This is a genomic window from Geosporobacter subterraneus DSM 17957 (assembly GCF_900142145.1).
GTDB lineage: Bacteria > Bacillota > Clostridia > Peptostreptococcales > Thermotaleaceae > Geosporobacter > Geosporobacter subterraneus.
Genome location: NZ_FQZV01000005.1, coordinates 77713 through 94682, shown reverse-complemented (window position 1 = coordinate 94682; position 16970 = coordinate 77713). Strand labels below are relative to the sequence as shown.

The 16970-nt window shown below is 40.8% G+C and carries 19 protein-coding genes; all 19 read right to left on the bottom strand.

Going from position 1 to position 16970, the window contains the following annotated elements:
* Nucleotides 1-3 precede the first annotated feature (3 nt).
* The 19 genes from csaB to BUB56_RS01930 all read right to left on the bottom strand — a co-directional run bounded on the left by csaB (nt 4) and on the right by BUB56_RS01930 (nt 16741).
* Nucleotides 4-1086, bottom strand: coding sequence for a polysaccharide pyruvyl transferase CsaB (csaB, locus tag BUB56_RS02020; protein ID WP_110939712.1), 1083 nt, complete (start codon nt 1084-1086; stop codon nt 4-6).
* Nucleotides 1083-2222, bottom strand: a complete 1140-nt coding sequence (locus tag BUB56_RS02015; protein ID WP_190014072.1) for a glycosyltransferase family 4 protein — start codon at nt 2220-2222, stop codon at nt 1083-1085. The genes csaB and BUB56_RS02015 overlap by 4 nt, the downstream gene beginning before the upstream one ends.
* 67 nt (nt 2223-2289) lie before the next feature.
* Nucleotides 2290-2781, bottom strand: coding sequence for a DUF4330 domain-containing protein (locus BUB56_RS02010; protein WP_110939710.1), 492 nt, complete (start codon nt 2779-2781; stop codon nt 2290-2292).
* Nucleotides 2782-2815: 34 nt separating this feature from the next.
* Nucleotides 2816-4114, bottom strand: a complete 1299-nt coding sequence (locus BUB56_RS02005) for a nucleotide sugar dehydrogenase (protein ID WP_110939709.1) — start codon at nt 4112-4114, stop codon at nt 2816-2818.
* Nucleotides 4104-5288, bottom strand: a complete 1185-nt coding sequence (locus BUB56_RS02000; protein WP_110939708.1) for a glycosyltransferase — start codon at nt 5286-5288, stop codon at nt 4104-4106. Before BUB56_RS02000 ends, BUB56_RS02005 begins: the two co-directional genes overlap by 11 nt.
* A 1-nt stretch (nt 5289) precedes the next feature.
* Nucleotides 5290-6642 (bottom strand): O-antigen ligase family protein, encoded by a 1353-nt coding sequence (locus BUB56_RS01995; RefSeq protein ID WP_190014070.1) that lies wholly within the window; start codon nt 6640-6642, stop codon nt 5290-5292.
* Nucleotide 6643: 1 nt separating this feature from the next.
* On the bottom strand, nt 6644-7180 hold the full coding sequence (locus BUB56_RS01990; RefSeq protein WP_110939706.1) for a hypothetical protein: 537 nt from the start codon (nt 7178-7180) through the stop codon (nt 6644-6646).
* 13 nt (nt 7181-7193) lie between these two features.
* Nucleotides 7194-7682, bottom strand: coding sequence for a DUF4330 domain-containing protein (locus BUB56_RS01985; protein WP_190014068.1), 489 nt, complete (start codon nt 7680-7682; stop codon nt 7194-7196).
* Nucleotides 7669-9165 carry a lipopolysaccharide biosynthesis protein gene (locus tag BUB56_RS01980; protein WP_110939704.1) on the bottom strand — a complete coding sequence of 499 codons (1497 nt, stop codon included), beginning with the start codon at nt 9163-9165 and terminating at the stop codon, nt 7669-7671. Before BUB56_RS01980 ends, BUB56_RS01985 begins: the two co-directional genes overlap by 14 nt.
* A gap of 23 nt (nt 9166-9188) precedes the next feature.
* Nucleotides 9189-9683 (bottom strand): hypothetical protein, encoded by a 495-nt coding sequence (locus BUB56_RS01975; protein WP_110939703.1) that lies wholly within the window; start codon nt 9681-9683, stop codon nt 9189-9191.
* Nucleotides 9684-9880: 197 nt separating this feature from the next.
* Nucleotides 9881-10231: a type II toxin-antitoxin system PemK/MazF family toxin gene (locus BUB56_RS01970; protein ID WP_069979814.1), complete on the bottom strand. Its 351-nt coding sequence runs from the start codon at nt 10229-10231 to the stop codon at nt 9881-9883.
* A gap of 1 nt (nt 10232) precedes the next feature.
* On the bottom strand, nt 10233-10508 hold the full coding sequence (locus BUB56_RS01965; protein WP_110939702.1) for a CopG family ribbon-helix-helix protein: 276 nt from the start codon (nt 10506-10508) through the stop codon (nt 10233-10235).
* A 165-nt stretch (nt 10509-10673) separates the two neighbouring features.
* Nucleotides 10674-11849, bottom strand: coding sequence for an alanine racemase (gene alr, locus BUB56_RS01960; protein WP_110939701.1), 1176 nt, complete (start codon nt 11847-11849; stop codon nt 10674-10676).
* Between the two features lie 167 nt (nt 11850-12016).
* Entirely contained in the window at nt 12017-12658 is a 642-nt protein-coding gene (locus BUB56_RS01955) for a LolA family protein (RefSeq protein WP_110939700.1), read from the bottom strand.
* Nucleotides 12659-12707: 49 nt separating this feature from the next.
* Nucleotides 12708-13154, bottom strand: a complete 447-nt coding sequence (locus tag BUB56_RS01950) for a CBS domain-containing protein (protein ID WP_110939699.1) — start codon at nt 13152-13154, stop codon at nt 12708-12710.
* Nucleotides 13155-13167: 13 nt separating this feature from the next.
* Nucleotides 13168-14721, bottom strand: coding sequence for an NAD(P)H-hydrate dehydratase (locus BUB56_RS01945; RefSeq protein ID WP_110939698.1), 1554 nt, complete (start codon nt 14719-14721; stop codon nt 13168-13170).
* Nucleotides 14705-15124 carry a holo-ACP synthase gene (acpS, locus tag BUB56_RS01940; RefSeq protein WP_110939697.1) on the bottom strand — a complete coding sequence of 140 codons (420 nt, stop codon included), beginning with the start codon at nt 15122-15124 and terminating at the stop codon, nt 14705-14707. The genes BUB56_RS01945 and acpS overlap by 17 nt, the downstream gene beginning before the upstream one ends.
* Before the next feature lie 286 nt (nt 15125-15410).
* A complete protein-coding gene (locus BUB56_RS01935; RefSeq protein WP_110939696.1) occupies nt 15411-16007 on the bottom strand; it encodes a hypothetical protein in 597 nt (198 codons plus the stop codon).
* 104 nt (nt 16008-16111) lie between these two features.
* Nucleotides 16112-16741, bottom strand: a complete 630-nt coding sequence (locus BUB56_RS01930) for a CBS domain-containing protein (RefSeq protein WP_110939695.1) — start codon at nt 16739-16741, stop codon at nt 16112-16114.
* Nucleotides 16742-16970: the final 229 nt, after the last annotated feature.

Sequence of the window (16970 nt, the reverse complement as noted above, 5' to 3'; positions counted from 1 at the left end):
TGCTTACTCTAACAGTCTTACAGCAATTTCACCGTTGATCGCTGCTTTCTTTTTTAAATATTCTGCGGTTTTCTGCAGCATTTGCTGATCCTTTTGCCGCTCATTCCATAAACGGTCAAATTCGCTGCAGAGTTTGATGGTGTCCAATTCTTCCACTTTTCCAATATTAGTCTGCCGCACCACATCCAAAAACCCTTTAATCTTGGGATCATACTCGATGCCAATCATGGGAACTCCCATTCGAGCGGCAAAAATCAAGGCGTGAAGGCGCATACCAATCAGGAAGTCCATTTTACCAATGACACCTATCATTTCCTTGGGGTTTACCTCCTGCTGGAGTACGTAGGCCTTGTTTTTCATTCTATCGCATATCTGTTGTGACATTGCAATGTCCTTTGTAAACTGCATTGGCAGAAATACTACATTCATATTTCTATCAATGATATAATCACTGACCGATGCCAGCACCTTTACAATACTGTCTGCATGCTTCCAGGGTCTTACGGATATTCCGACGAGGGGTTTGTCCATCGGGATATTTTCCGCTTTTAGAATATGCTGCACCTGATCATGTTCTTCCGGCTCTAACACAAAGGTTGCATCTGCTGTGACTTCCACGCTTTTATTTAATACAATGGCCTCGAAGGTTTCCATTGAATCATAATCCCTTAGGGTAATACGATCTACCTGGCGGAGGATGCGCTGAAGCAAATACCGATTCCAGTGTTTTGTGATGGGGCCAAAGCCATTACCGTAAAACATTACTTTCTTTCCCATCTTTTTTGCCAGATAAATGATACTTAAATAGTAGATCAGGGATCTGCTGCTTGTTACATCCTGAAGCAGGGACCCACCGCCGCTGATCACCAAATCTGATTCTCTAATAGCCTGGATAATCCCGCGAAGGCTATTCCTGCTCACTGCATGAATATCATGGAGCTTTTCAGTATATTGGGCATTATAGGATAAGGCAGAGATGTATATATCCTCTTTTTCCTTTCTTAGGGTAGAGACTATGGCTGAAAGAATGGCTTCATCGCCAATGTTTTGAAAACCGTAGTATCCAAATATGAATACCTTCTTCATATATCTTTCACCTGCAAATATATGGCATGATACTGCATGGCCATCTCTACTGCTGAAAAATGTTCTCTGCCGTATTCATAGAGCTGCTGCCCAAGCTGCTCTCGTTTTTCTTCAGATGTGGCCAGGGTAATTAGATGATCCCCAAAAGCTTTATGATCTCCAGAAGCAAAAAGTAATCCTGTCTGGTTCGGAAGTATCAATTTACCAACACCACCTACATCAGAACTGATGGTAGGCTTCTTCATCTTCGCCCCCTCCAGCAAAGCATAGGGGAAGCCTTCACTGTAGGAAGTAAGTGCATTAATGTCTATTCCATTGAAAAAATCATAGGGGTTTTGTACAAATCCGATAAAATGTACCGCATGTTCAATTTGCAGCTTGCTGCACAGCTTTTGCAAATTCTCCATCTCTATGCCATCCCCGCCAATAATAAACCGTAGATGTTCAACTTTTTTCAAAGCTTCCGCAGCACCTTCCAAAAAAACCTTATGGCCTTTTACAGGATGAAGTCTGCCCAGAATCCCCACATAGATACAGGCAGGGTCATAGGGTATATTCATCCTTTCAAAATACGCTTCTCTTGAAATATAGCTGACTTCACTTTCAAAATCTAGTCCATTAAAAACATAGGAAATCTTATTCTTTGGAAATCCACGTTCCAGCAGCTTCTCCCGCAGTTCCATGGAAACAGCAATATAATAATCCATAAACCGTAATGCTAAAGCATTTAAAGGTGTAAAGATCCATCTTTTATAGAAGGTATCTTCAAAATCCAAACGATAGTCGCTATGTATAGTCGTAATCACAGGAATTTTAACTTTTCGTTTTAGCAGCATACTGATGAGATTCGCCCGGGCACCATGGGAATGTATTAAGTCAAAGCCCTCCTGATCTACAATGGCTTTAATTTTGTCCACCACCGACATGTCCAACCGGGATGGCTGCTTAATTAATTCAATATTCAGTCCCATAGCTGCTGCTTCTTCATAAAAGACGCCTCTTATAAAACACAACAGCTTCACATCTACATCTTGCTTCTGGAGATTCTTCACAAGCGTCAACACCTGAATCTTCGCTCCTCCAATATCTCCTCCACTGATTAAATGCAGTACTTTTAGCCTTTGATTTCCTTTCAAGGGAAAAACCCCTCCTTTCCTATCCCTATCACGCAAAGAAAGGCAGCGCAAAAGCACTGCCTGGGTTTTACTCCGTTTTTACGCCGATGATTACAGCTTGTGCTTTACTCTTATGGGTATTGATAATCAATATATTCCCCACCAGCACATCGTCTTTTTGAATCCTAATACTGTTGTTGTTTACCTGTGCCTTCCCGGTTACTGTAAGAATAATGTTTAATTTATTCGGAACTTCCTTCATTACATAGTTTCCTTGCGGATCTACTACCGGTTCGCGATAGGGCTCTGATCGAATGGCTGAGATGGTCCCTAATACAGTCTTTGAGTTGGCATCTTTAACAATATCCCCTACTGCAAAACTCTCCAATGCAAAGGGCATTACATCTTTTATAAACATATCCATTTCAATTTCCTGCAGCACTACCTGTTGATTCTGCTGTGCTCTCGCTGCCATTTTAGAGTAGGTTCCGAAGGCCAGTACCACAACCATCAGCAATACAACTAAATCTATAAGGTTAATGATCCCAAACAAACGACCTTTTTGATCTATTAAACCCATTTTTACACCCCGCTTTATTGATATTTAATATATTCTAAAGGCCCTCAAATACAAATCCTTTTGCCTCTACCGTATCTTTTTGATAAACATTTCTTGTATCTATAATAAAGGGCCTGTCTCCAGTCATAAAGCTCCTGAAGTATTCCAGCTTTTCAAAGTCAATTCCCTCCTGCTTTGCTAAAACAATAATGCCATGGGCATTGTGCAAAGCATCTTCCAGCTTATCTGCCAGATAATCATGCTTTGTTGGCACAGCAGGATCAAATACAGAGACCTCAACCCCATGCTCCTGCAGCGCATGAATCACATCAAGAGCGGGACTCATACGATCATCTGAAGAGTAATCCTTCATGGCCATACCTAAAATACAAATCTTCGCATTTTTCGGTGCAACCTCTAATTTTCTAATAGCCATTGCAGCCACTCGGCTTGGTGTACTTCTATTAATCTCTCTGGCTGTGGCTGACAGTTCCAAAGATACACCCAGTTCATCTGCCTTTGGCTTTAGATAGTAGAAGGCATTGGGGATACAGTATCCTCCCACTCCCGGTCCTGGATACAGCAGATTTACACGCTTGTGGGTATTGGCCACCTTGATAACCTCAAAGATGTCTATACCCATCTCCTTTGTAAACCTTGCAAACTCATTTACCATAGCAATGTTGATATCTCTTGATAGATTTTCCAATACCTTAGAGGTTTCTACCACTTCAATGCATGAGGCAATGACAATCTCTGCCTTTGTAACGATCTTCAACAATTTTTCAGTAGCTTTGATGCTAGCCTCATTAATACCACTAACTAATGTTGGCATGTTCTCAAACTCATCAAAGGCTTTTCCTTCTGCAATTCGCTCGGAGGCATAGCCCAGATAGAAGTCTTCTCCCGCCTTCAGACCGCTTTCTTCCAAAATCGGTTGAATAAAGCTGCGCACTGTACCAGGTACCACAGTACCACGGAAAACTACCAGGTCACCTTTTTTTAGCCCCTTTGCAATGGTCTTGCTTACACTTTCCAGATGTCCCATATAGCCATTTCCATCCACTACGGGAATCCCCACAGTAACAATAAAGCTATTGCACTTATCCATAGCAATCGCAGGATTTGCGGTTGCTTCAAATCGGCCTGCAGCCATCTGAGTTTTTAAAATTTCCTGAATGGTTTCACCTTGGTATGCTTCTAAGTGATGGGTAACACCCTGATTTAACTCCTCAATCAAGTGTGTATCAATATCTACGCCTACAACTTTTGCACCTCTCATGGCAAAGCTTAGTGCTAAAGGCAGTCCTACAAACCCAAGGCCGAATACGGCTACCTGATTTCTATTTTCCATGTTTTTTTCCTCCCAACCTTTCATCAATGATTTGAAGTATCTCTACTACTTTTTTGTCCCAAGAAGATTCTCTGCCCTTCTCGATTCGTTTTTGCTTTAAACCATCATTATCCTGCCTTAATGCCTGACCTATATTTTCCAAAAATTCATCCTCATCCTTTGAGATCATCACACAATCTCCAAAAGACTGAACCGCTGGCATATCCACTGTCACAATAGGTTTCCCCGTAGCCAGGTATTCATAAAATTTTAACGGGCTAACATTTTTAGTTAAATTCGATTTGCGGAAAGGATTGATGCAAACATCAAAAGCCTTGATATAATGAGGGAGTTCCTCCGGCTTTTTCCCGCCTACAAAGCATACATTGGGCAAGGATTTTAATGGTTCTACATCAATACCCGCACCGACAGGTCCTACCATCAGCACAGTTCCGTCAGGGTTTTCCTTAGCGATACGATGAATTAGTTTTAAATCAATCCATTCTTGTATCACACCTACAAATCCGATAATAGGTTTTTGCAAATGCTCTATCTCTTCAGCTATCGCTGTATGCTCCTGATCCACTGCATTAAACAGTTCAAAATTGACGCCGTTAGGAATACAGTAGGTATGAGGATTATAGCCCCGCTTCGATTCATATAAACCTTCGGCTGTGACGAAAACCAAATCACAGCTTTCTGCCAAGGCCTTCTCCATTTCCAGCAGTGCTTCCTTACGGATAAAGCCCTTATACTCTGAATGCTCATCCACACAATCATAAATCAAAGCCTGATACTCCAGTCTTTTTACTAATTCTAGGCTGTTTGGCATATAGGTCCAGATCAGAGGATTGTTCATATTGTTTTCTTTCATAACCCTTTTGATAAATAAGGACTGCCACCATTGATTCAACCGATTGATCCAGGGATACATATTCCCAAAGGGAAGTATAGGCGGCGGACAATATACGGTGATATTTTCCTTTACCTTTTTGGTTCCCTTTAAAAACTCTGTCAGCTTAAAGGTCATGCCCCGATCCTTTAAGGGTGAAATTAATGTAATGGGCGGTTCGATATATAAAACGTCATAGTCCTTCGGCAGTCTGGACATTACCTGTTGTTTCCTTGTAGGTATTGGAAACCAATCAATCGATGAAATACAAATAACCTTACGGGGTATATTCCTGTACTCCATATTATTTCACCTCACACTGTGACCCTGCCTCAACATATCGCAAGGAAAGAATCCCCGCTACCAAAAGCCAGAAATAGGTTGCCATCATTGGCACTTCAAATACATTTTCTACGGCATTTTGGGCCAATATACCCAACAAGCCGGTGAATATCCCCACAGCCATATTATATAGTTTCGGATCCTTAAGTTCCCGTATGGTTCTTAAGGATTCAATACAGCCCCGATACAGCAGATAAATAAAACCGGATAAACCGATGATCCCCATCTCAGCTGCTGTTTTCAAATAAAAGTTATCTGCATAAAAGGACCCTGGTATATACCGCATGGCAACAGCACCACCATAACGGCCTAACCCCACACCAAAGATAGGACTGGTTTTCACCGCCTCTAAAGCTGCAGTCCATCGTGCAATTCTTCCGCCGCGGGCACTGCTTACCATATATTCCGGACTAAGCATATAAGCGATCCGATCGCCAATTTGAGGCACTGCAATCAACAGTACCACCACTCCCAATACCATCGGCACAATCAGCCGTTTATCCTTCAGCATCGTATAGATCACCGCAGATAAGGCAAAGGCCAGCCAGGCACCCCTTGAAAATGTAAATACAAGACATAACGCCATAGCACCCATCCCACCTAAGTAAACCAGTTTTCTAAGCCAGCCTCTCTCGTTTAATACGAAAGAAAGAGTAATGGGCAGCATCAGGACCAACAAACTGCCTAAAATGTTAGGACTGCCGATAATAGAGAATACTCTGGTACGCATACTGGTTTCATACTTAGAATCATACCAGGTCGTTGGGATTTCAACACCAATAATATACTGGTAAATACCGTGTAGGGATAAAAACACGGCAATGACAATTAAAACCAGTAGTAATTTCCTCACTGCATTACGATCTTTGATGATATTTATAGCCACAAAGTACCAAAGAATATACTGTAAAATTACCCGTATTCCTTCTAACGCTACATGGAGCTCCGGCGAGTTTACCAGCAGTAAAAACACGCTGATGCCAAAAAACACAAAAATCGGCACGTCCAGTGGTGTCAGTTTTATGGGAAATCCCTTGTTATTGATCAATAAATGAAGGAAGAATACAGCAATCATCATAATGAACAACAACTCATCCCAGACACCCGACAACATTCCGCCCCTTGTCCGAAATATAAAATCAATCACTGCATAAGCAGCCAATAGATTTAATCCACGCTCCGGCTTTATAATCAAAGCAATCGGTGCAACTAATAAAATAGCGAAAGCAAAGGCATATTTTATCCCTAGGGTTGCAGCCATAGCCCCTAAAGCCAGGCCTCCTGCCCATAAAAAAGCTGTTCCTATTTTCCTCATGCTATAACCACCCGTCTTCATCTAAAAAGTATTGATAGAGCCGATAAAGCATACTCCCCGATAGAATATCCTTCAATTTTGCCTTTTGTCCGGAAAATATAAATAATATTCCATTGGCGGCTGCTAAAACCACTGCTGCCTTCAGGCTAAATCGCAGCAGTAAAAACCCAATACTGAATCCAAGGATCAAAACCCATCCGCTTTTCATAGGCTGGGTCTCCATCTCTATCCACAGTTGTTTTAATCCCCCAAGCAGAAAGCTTGAAGGCTCAGCCTGCTTGTACAGCTTAGAAATCCTATGAAAGAACCTGTCCAGACATTCAATGACCCATGTCAGAAATTTATATAGTAAAGAGTGCCTGTAAACCGACTCCCTGTTTCCCTTTCCTAAAAACCGGTTAAAGACGCCGCTGTTCTCAAAAGAAATGCCCAGTACATCCATGATACGACGAAAGCTGCTGTGCTCATAAGCAGAAAGCAGCCATTGGATGCAGCGAAAAATTAAGCTTTCTTGTACGATTCTACTGATTACATCCATATCCTGATCTCCTTTACTTCATTTCAATACTGGTTACGGTTCCCTTCCATTCTGTAGTAAGGGTCTTTAAGAAAAATTCCCTTCCAATCTTAACAATTTGATTGGCCATGTGTATATTGGCATCCGTAATGGAGGCTTTCCCCTTAATGGTAATATATAAGCTCTGTTCATAAGGGTGTTCTGCCACGGTTAGCACGCCATCCTTTTCCAGCATTGCCTTTTCAGCTCTTATTTCTACCCTATCTACGAAAATTGGCTGAAGTGCATTATTGGCTACCAATTGATCTCCCTTAGCTATACCCCTTAATTCATCTGCATCTAATGGTGTGTATTTTATTGTAACTAGAATCTCCTGTTCTGCGTGGCCGCTGTTAGTGATAGATTTTTGGGCTACCAGCTTATAATAGACTCCGCCGGCAAACAGCACCATAACCAACAGCAGTGCCAGATCCACTATATTTATCAGGCAAAATAGTCTCCCACGTTCATCAATAATCTTCATATTCATTCCTCCGTCTTTTCAAAACTCCCTGAATCTGGACGATTTCATCCTTTAACTCTCCAACAAGAATCAAGGCAATGAAGTAAACGACTACCCCAAATAGGATCCCTAAGATCAGATGCAGGGTACTTCGATGTATCCACTGCAAAAACACCTGCAGAACTCCCGCCATCATAAATGAAGCTATGGCAATCCTGCCCATAGACTTCAAAGATATCTTCCATGCAAATATTTTATGAGACAGGCCCAATGCCAATATAAGGTAAATCAAGTAAGATGCAGCTGTGGTAATGGCCGCAGCGTAAAACCCATAATAAGGCACCATCACAATATTTAGCAGTATATTCACGATTGCTGCTACAATCATTAAATAAAAGATGGTCTTCGTATTCTCCTGAAGCTCCCAAACCTTGGTTACATATTCCGTCAATCCTTGGAAGAGAAGCCCTAGTGCAACCCAGGGGATAACGGTATATCCACTGATATAATCCGGTGATGACAATACTGTAAGGGCCGGCAGCGCAAGGACACTTAATCCCACAAAGGCAGGTATCGTCATAATCAAATAGTACCGGAGTATTTTCCCCATGAGTTCCTCAGTACCTTTTTTCCCATGCTCTTTCCATGTCTTCAAAATAATAGGGTATAACCCCAGCATTAAAGAGGTATTGACCAGTGTAAAGCCTGCTGCTACTAAGCTGTAGCTGATGGAGTAGATCCCTACCTCTGCAGAAGTACGATATATTTTTATAACATACTTATCCGAGGCTGATAGGATCCAAGTGGTAATCGATACTCCTATGAGTGGAGAGCCATAGGAGAAAAACCGTCTAAGCAACTGCGGTGCAAAGCTGTCTTTGTCAAAGTATTTCCATATTTGAAGTTTATAAGCCATAGCGGTAATCACAGCTACATCCAATAGGGCTCCACTCCAGAAAATACTGTCTGCCCCAAAGCCCAAAGCCCTGGCCATCACATAGATCACTGCCAGTTTTAAGACACTGTAGCCTATGGTCAGCAAAGAATAAAGCCTGCTCATACGTTCAGCCCGAAGCAGATTAAACAGAATTAAAGCATTGCTCTGGGTGCCTAGAAATAGTATGCCACCCAAAATCAAGATTGTCAAACCTTTATCAATGCTGTTTTGCAGAAAGAAAAGCAGAAACCCTCCGATAAAAACCGTCAGGACGGAAACTGCTGCCGAACACAAAAACAGGGTAGAGTAAAATTTCTTTTTTTCCTCCACCGCTTGATATTCCTGAGAAAAGCGAATTGCTGAGTGAAACAGCCAGCCAAATACAATCATCAACAGCATATTCACTGTTGTGCTGACAATGGAATAATCCCCGAATACATCCGGTGCAAAAAGACTTGTAAAAAGCTTGACAGATAGAATTCCCATCAAGCCTGCTACAACCTTTGCAGCCGTATAATAAACTGTATCTTTTGCTACATTTTTCAACATTTGATTTATACTGGCCATGCTATTCTCTCCAAACAATCATATTATTTGATATCGTAACCGCCTTTAATAAGAATAAAGGTCTTATCCGCTGTAACATCTAATCCTCTTCCATCATCCCTCGGCACTAGGATCAACTGGTTCATTGGCACAATCTCACCGGATTTTAGATCTTTTCCTGAAATTAGGTTGGATAACCCGCCGGCACTACTGGCAATAGCTTTTGCTTGTCCTGAACGTACAATCAATTCTGTGCTGGCTCTGCAAATAACCTTTTGACCTTTTTGCACTTCTATTACCTGAAAGAATTGATTAGCTTGTGTTTGATTCAGTTTACTGTTCAATTCTTCAATTTTTTGATCTATGTAATAACGAAGCTGTTCATTTCTCTTTTCCACATATGTCTGGGTTACGATTGGATCTTCCTTGGTACCCGGTTCAAAATAACCGGCCTTACCCACTTGAGCAAAAACAACAGTTAGAACAAATACCCCTAATACAGCTACGTACAGTTTGCTATTTCTTAAATTTTTCCACATCCTTATTCCTCCTTTGTCTATTGCCTGGGAAATATAAAGTATTCTATCAAACCATGGTGCAGAATGACGAAATCTAAGTCTATTTTATCATAAAACCTCTAGAAAGGCTTACTATATTTCACAGGCAATATTATTTTTTCATTACAAATATATCCAAAAATACAACAAAAATAATAAAAGACGGTTTTTATACCGTCTTAAAAGTCCACTAACCCAAAGCTGATAGACAAGGCCTCATCCACCTTATGCATCATCTCTTCATCCAAATGTCCCAACTTTTCCCGAAGTCTTTTCTTGTCAATAGTTCTGATTTGCTCCAACAGCACAACCGAGTCCTTTGACAGCCCATACTCTGTGGCACTTATTTCTAAATGCGTAGGTAGCTTTGCCTTATTGATCTGAGAAGTAATCGCCGCTACGATCACCGTAGGGCTGTATTTATTACCAACATCATTCTGAACAATGAGAACAGGTCTAACGCCGCCTTGTTCTGAACCAATCACAGGACTGAGATCTGCATAAAAAATATCGCCTCTTTTTACAATCACGCTACTCACACTCCGCTAGCTTTGCTACATAGCCTTCGAGTGTTTGAAAATCCGAATGTATTCCTGTTTCAGCTAAGGCTAAATTGATCGCGCCCATCTCCCTGTAGCCCTTCTTCATGGTTTCACGAATTTGGATCTTTTTTCTTTCCCGAATGTACAGCCGCATAGCCTCACGGATGCATTCACTTCGATTTCGTTTCTCCACTTCCACAATATCATCTACTTCTCTCAACAAACTGTCCGGCAAGCTTATAATAATCCGCTTAGACTCAGCCACAGAAACACCTCCAAAAAAGTACCAAAAATAAAAATACTTTATATTAAGACAGAATCATCCACTATAGTATATACAAAAATATATATCCAATTATATACTATTCATTATAAGTGTGTCAATATGACTACCTTTTTATACCCTACTTAGAAAGTTTTCACTTTCTTTTTACTCCAGCAAATAATCCTTAATTTTAATAACCTCGCCCTTACGAATATACACACGGGGGATTCGCTTGCCCATCATGCAAACTACCTCATAATTAATGGTTCCCAGTTTCGCTGCAACTTCGTCTATGGAAATCTCCTGCTCTCCTTCTCTTCCGATTATGGTTACTACATCTCCTCTATGAAGATCGTCAATACCGGTTACATCAATCATACATTGATCCATGCAAATTCTTCCAATCACTGGAACTCTATTGCCTTTTACAAGCACCTCTGCTTTTCCCGACAACATTCTCGTAAATCCATCGGCGTAACCTATGGGCAGCGTTGCAATTTTCGCCTTACCGGCAGTGACATGCTTTAAACCATAACTCACACCAATCCCTGGTCCGAGCTCCTTCAGATGGGATATCTTAGCCTTTAATGCCATTACTTGCTTTAGCTTTACCTCCTCCTTATTAACCTCATCGGAGGGATAGAGTCCATAGAGCATAATTCCTGCCCGCACCATATCCAGATTATAGTGCTGCAAATCAATAATTGCCGCGCTGTTAGAACAGTGTTGGATAGGTATTCTAACACCATCCATATTCAATCTTTCAACTAGCTCCATAAATTTTGAATATTGCTGGTTGGTAAAGCTTTTATCCTTTTCATCAGCTACAGCAAAGTGGGTGAATATGCCTTCTATTTTTATATTCGGCAGTTCTGCAATTTTTTTTATGGCTTCTACAGTGGTAATATCTGGCTGAAAACCGAGTCTGCTCATTCCTGTATCTACTTTTATATGAAGAACTGCTTCTTTTTCAAATAATTGAGCTGCTTTAGAAAAGCCCTCCGCCTGTTCAAAGGAATAGACCGTCTGGATGATGTTATTTTTCACAACCTCTTCAGCACAACTTTCGGGTGTATACCCCATTACTAAAATAGGAACCTCTTCATAAACCCGCCTCAGCTCAATAGCCTCGGAAAGGGTAGCTACAGCTAAACGGTCTGCGCCATTTTTCAGCAGCGTATCTGCAATTTCTACAGCTCCATGCCCATATCCATCGGCCTTAATCACAGCAGTAACCAAAACTCCTGTCTTTACAGCTTTTCTTACTTCTTTCATATTGTGAGCCAAATGATCTAAATTTACTTCGATCCATACAGGTCTTGTTTTTTCTAATGCAATCACTTTTGTTTCCTCCTCATTCGTCCCATTTCATCATTTTCCGTTGACAATCCCCATATATTCTGCTAGATAGAGGCAGAATTGACTCATACGGAACGGCACAGAGGCCGTTCCCTACAAATACTGCCCTTTATAGGGATCGTTCTGTATATTTACATTCTATACGTCCCCTATGAACTGCTTGATCCGGAAATTCTGAACAGATTGTCCTCCAGCTTTGGATTATACTCAAAATTCTCGTAGCGAACATCAATACGTACCCGATGTTCTGAATCTAGAACCTGTAGCCGATGAGGCTCCATGGTTTCTATATCAAACCATAGCTTTTCCATATGGAAATAAACATGGTTGCCTGGAATCATGGTATCAATGACCAGATATACCTTGTTGTTTATTTTCTCTCTATTTAGCGTTACTTGCTCCGTTTCCAAAGTGTTTTTTATAAAGTAGCCTAGAAACATGTTTTGTTTTTCTGAATTCCTGAAATCCTCCATCACCCAGGTTTCCTCGATTCCTGGATGATAAATCCAAGCCCGCTTACCGTCTGATAAGGTGATGTTTCCTTTTAGTTCTTCAGGTTCCAACACTTCCAGCCTATATTGATCAGGCTTTCTAAACCACTGACGCATCTTATAGTGCTGAGGATCCTTATTGCCAATCACAGTTATTTGCGCTTCACAAAAATAGCTCTCTATTTTATTCAAAAGCCTCTGTGATTCATAATAGATCTGCTCATCGCTTTTCGGGGCACAGCCTGATATAGTCAATGCCAGTAATATGAGAAACAACAGCATGACTTTATAGCTTCTCATGAAAAATACCTCCAACGTAAAGATTCTTATATCATCTTTACGTTGTTTTTTAAATTATATGTCTCAAAATATCTGACCGGGTAACAATTCCTACCAGCTTCCCTTCTTGATCTACCACAGGAAGCCGATTAATCCTCTTCTCAACAATAATATCTACAATGTCTTCCAGTTCCGTATCCTCTTGGATGGTAAGCACCTTCCTGGTCATAACATCCCTAACCTTATAAGCTGCCATTTTTCTTACCTGGTGCTCTAATTCCTTAGTACTTTCCAGAAAAATAACACCGTCCAGAATTGAAATAAAGCTTGGAATATGCAGATGCTTTTCACGATAAATCAAATCCGTTTCTGAAACAATTCCAATAACTTGATTTTGGTCATCCACTACCGGGACTCCACTTATTTTGTTTTCCAGCAGAATCCTTGCGGTTTCGTCTACCGTCATTTCTTCCTTCACGGTGATAATCCGGCGGTTCATAATATCCTTTGCTTTCATGGAAGCACCTCCTTTACTTACCCACAATCTTCTTTAGTGCATGGGGCAGATGGGTCACAATATCTCCAGCCATCATTCCATATTCTCCAATATCTCCGGCAGCCATATCACCGGCTAAGCCGTGTATATATACAGCAGCTGCAGTAGCTGAAACCGGTTCAATTCCTTGTGCTATAAAACCTGTAATAATGCCGGTTAGTACATCTCCGCTTCCGGCTGTTGCCATACCCGGATTACCTGTAGTATTGATAAAGATTTCACCAGATGGTGCTGCAACAACAGTTCTAGCTCCCTTCAATACAACAATTACGTTCCATTTTTGTGCAAATTCCCCGGCTATTTCAACCCGATTTTTTTGAATGTCCTCTACTGCAATTTGGGTCAATCGCGCCATCTCCATTGGATGAGGGGTTAGTACTGCAGGACCTTTCAGCAGTTTCAGCAGTTCTTTTCTGTTGGCCAGTGAGTTCAGAGCGTCGGCATCTAAGACAATAGGGGTAGTGGAATTTTCAAATATATTTCTCAAAACTTCTTCCAATTCACGGCTTTGGCCGCTTCCCGGTCCTACAGCAACTGCATCGCTTTGACTCATGGTTTTCATGATTTTTTCTATATCACTAATTCCAACAACGCCTTTTTTAAGCTCTGGCAATGGTACCGTTATGGCCTCTGTCAACCGGACTTCCATAATATTGTTCAAGCTTTGAGGGATAGCAACCTTTACCAAGCCTGCACCGCTTCTCAATACTGCCTCGCAGGTAAGCATTGCAGCCCCTGTCATGCCTGTGGAGCCGGCAACAATATAGACTCTTCCATAATCGCCTTTATGAGTATCCGCCTTCCGCTTCGGCAGTATTGATTTGACCCAATCGGTGGTAATCATCTGTATCCGCGGGTTTAGGGAGATGATTGCTTCCTGGGGAATTCCAATATTTTTAACAATCATTTCTCCGGTATAGTAACTTCCTGGATAATTTATGTTCCCCAATTTTGGCAATTGAAATACTATGGTTTTGTGGGCCTTCACTGCAGTGCCGCAAATACTGCCATCAGCCGCATTCACTCCGGAAGGAATATCAATGGAAACTACCGTCTTTTCAGCTTCATTAATGGTTTCTATAACACGGCCGATGAATTCATCAACATTTCGGTCCAGTCCAATGCCAAAAATTGCATCTACAATTAAATCATATTGCTTCAGTTGACCTAAAAAAACATTCTTATTTTCACCAGGAGATATTACTTCAATAGGAACCTCCAGACGCTTTAATATTTCCAGATTTGTTTTTGCATCTCCACCGATTACAGCAGGGTTGCCTGAAATGAAAACCTTTACTTTGATATTATGCTGAAACAACTGTCTTGCCACAACAAAGCCATCTCCGCCATTATTCCCCCGTCCACAGACAACAGCTACCTGCTTGCCTCCCATCATCTGAAGATGATGATATACCTCGTGAAAAACGGCAATTCCTGCATTTTCCATAAGCAGTATGCCCGGAATCCCATATTGTTCAATGGTCATACGATCCAGCTGCTTCATCTGTGTGTTACTTACAATTTTCATAATTTTCAACGCTCCCCTTTATATGCTGTAGATTCCCTAACGCTATGGCTTGTGCAACTGCATAACTTCTGCTGTGGGAAATGGTAATTAGTATTTCATGAATTTTCAATGCCTCGGCAATACTTTTTGCTTGTCCATACAGTATTACCATTGGCTTTCCTAAAGAATCTCTTTGTATTTCCAACTGATTCCACGAAAAACCCCTCAAGCCGGTTCCAAGGGCTTTTACAACGGCTTCCTTAGCCGCAAAATTTCCGGCTATGGAAACAGCCTGAAAATTGTTTTCTTCAAAGTATTTTATTTCCTTTTCTGTGAAAATTCTTTGGAGAAATTTGCTATTCCTGCCTAAGGCACTTTTTATTCTCTCCACCTCAATGATATCAATACCTATACCCTTAATCATTTATTTTATAACTCCCTTATGGGACAAACTTTTTCGGGGCAGATTGATACCCTACGTCCCATCCTATATTTCTATTTTTTCTTATAAATTCCTTTTTACTCGTAAAAGATTCTATAGATTTACGCCAGTAAAATGAAAGATAAATGTAGGGGGCGACCTATGTGTCGTCCCGAAAAAGCGGGCAGACACGCAGGTCTGCCCCTACAAAACAACATTTTATTGTAGACGCGTAAATCTATATCACTATATTGCATTCTCTTACAACAAAAGTACGCTCACGCGTACTTTATAGAAATTGTTTATCCAGTTTATCGGTCTCTTCGTGACCTAAGGTATTGTGTAAATAGGAGTACAACTCTTGAACACGGGTTTCCGTTTGAATTTTTTCCTCCCATTTTTCTGTGAGGCTTTGCCTTAGTTGAAGGATTTCTTCTGTCAATTTAGGCAGTTTTTGACCGCTAATGCGGATATCTTCATAAGCAATGCCCACTGTTTCTTTCAGTAGTTCCAGGTTGAGACGATCAATCTCCTTAGGAAGTGTGTCCAGTTTGAACTGCAATTCTTCCATTTGCTGATTGATATCAATTATGCCTCTTTTAGTAGCCTCCAACTGCTCCAAGGCCACCGGATTATCCCCGGAGTTTACTTCATCTGAAAGTCTAAGGATTCTTTCCATAAATATCTTTTTCTGCCTCTGGCAGTTTCGCAGGAGCTGTGCAGCTGATTTTTCTTCTGAGATCATCGCTTCTAATTCCTTAGAAATTTTTCGCATTTGTTTCGTGGAATTTTCTTCAAAGAGATTTCGCCACTCTTTGCTCTCTATGAGAATCGGTATTCTTTTTCGTCTTATAATATGCTCCTCTAAAGTTATGTCCTTTATCATCGAAAATGCCTCCGTATTTACACTATACACCTATTATAGTACGGCCTTTCCTTATTTTCAATGGTCTTCCAATTTATGGGCCTTGTGTCCTAGCTGCATAGTGCCTACTCTATTTCGATGATCTTAAAGCCTTCCTTTTCGATATTGCTTTTAATCTTTTCCATATTCTCACCATCTAATCTTAGAATGATTTCTTTGACTCCTAGCTTAGATTCCGGATCATTGACAGCCAGACTGATAATATTTCCGTCTCCTTTTTTAATTGCCTTAGCTAATCTGGAAATCCTCCCCTTTACATCCGGAGTGTGGATAGTTAAACGAACACCTCTGCCGTAACCCATCAATTTGCTAAAGGATTGAAAAATTGATTTCTGAGTTACAATCCCCAGCAGATGCTGCTGATCATTTACAACAGGTACAAAAGGAATATTTTCATTGGCAAATAGAATAGAGGCATCCTCCACAATATTCTTTACGGTTAGGGTTGGTATATCCTTTCGATAGTGGTCCCCCACAAAGCTGTCCAAAAATGCTTTCCGTTCCTCCCCATCCTTCTCGTAGTATTTTTTATAAATATAGTAGATAGATAAACAGCCTTTGAAATGATCACCCTCTACCACCGGCAGAGATAGGTGTCCGTCAGCTACAATGAGACTTAAAGCATCCTGAATTCTTTGGGATACGTCCAGAACCAGCAAATCCTCTCTCCTTAGCATATAGTTTTTAACGATCATTTTTTCTCCCCCCTAATATTTTCTCATTCTCTCTTTATGATTCCGCTACTTTAACCTTTACTTTATTCATACACTTTTTTTCCGACCATTAAACCTTTAGGCTTCTTTTTTTAATCGACAGATGGCGGTTTAAAACAACGGTCTTTGAAGTTTAACCTATGAATCTCCTTATTTTTTCATTTATAGAAATATTTCGACATGTTTCTACTTTTTCTACTCATCGCTTCCA

What these genes read in the sequence shown, in the direction of transcription:
- csaB (WP_110939712.1), bottom strand. Translation starts at nt 1,086, where the DNA reads ATGAAGAAGGTATTCATATTTGGATACTACGGTTTTCAAAACATTGGC.
- BUB56_RS02010 (WP_110939710.1), bottom strand. Translation starts at nt 2,781, where the DNA reads ATGGGTTTAATAGATCAAAAAGGTCGTTTGTTTGGGATCATTAACCTT.
- BUB56_RS02005 (WP_110939709.1), bottom strand. Translation starts at nt 4,114, where the DNA reads ATGGAAAATAGAAATCAGGTAGCCGTATTCGGCCTTGGGTTTGTAGGA.
- BUB56_RS02000 (WP_110939708.1), bottom strand. Translation starts at nt 5,288, where the DNA reads ATGGAGTACAGGAATATACCCCGTAAGGTTATTTGTATTTCATCGATT.
- BUB56_RS01995 (WP_190014070.1), bottom strand. Translation starts at nt 6,642, where the DNA reads ATGAGGAAAATAGGAACAGCTTTTTTATGGGCAGGAGGCCTGGCTTTA.
- BUB56_RS01990 (WP_110939706.1), bottom strand. Translation starts at nt 7,180, where the DNA reads ATGGATGTAATCAGTAGAATCGTACAAGAAAGCTTAATTTTTCGCTGC.
- BUB56_RS01985 (WP_190014068.1), bottom strand. Translation starts at nt 7,682, where the DNA reads ATGAAGATTATTGATGAACGTGGGAGACTATTTTGCCTGATAAATATA.
- BUB56_RS01980 (WP_110939704.1), bottom strand. Translation starts at nt 9,165, where the DNA reads ATGGCCAGTATAAATCAAATGTTGAAAAATGTAGCAAAAGATACAGTT.
- BUB56_RS01975 (WP_110939703.1), bottom strand. Translation starts at nt 9,683, where the DNA reads ATGTGGAAAAATTTAAGAAATAGCAAACTGTACGTAGCTGTATTAGGG.
- BUB56_RS01955 (WP_110939700.1), bottom strand. Translation starts at nt 12,658, where the DNA reads ATGAGAAGCTATAAAGTCATGCTGTTGTTTCTCATATTACTGGCATTG.
- BUB56_RS01950 (WP_110939699.1), bottom strand. Translation starts at nt 13,154, where the DNA reads ATGAAAGCAAAGGATATTATGAACCGCCGGATTATCACCGTGAAGGAA.
- BUB56_RS01945 (WP_110939698.1), bottom strand. Translation starts at nt 14,721, where the DNA reads ATGAAAATTGTAAGTAACACACAGATGAAGCAGCTGGATCGTATGACC.
- acpS (WP_110939697.1), bottom strand. Translation starts at nt 15,124, where the DNA reads ATGATTAAGGGTATAGGTATTGATATCATTGAGGTGGAGAGAATAAAA.
- BUB56_RS01935 (WP_110939696.1), bottom strand. Translation starts at nt 16,007, where the DNA reads ATGATAAAGGACATAACTTTAGAGGAGCATATTATAAGACGAAAAAGA.
- BUB56_RS01930 (WP_110939695.1), bottom strand. Translation starts at nt 16,741, where the DNA reads ATGATCGTTAAAAACTATATGCTAAGGAGAGAGGATTTGCTGGTTCTG.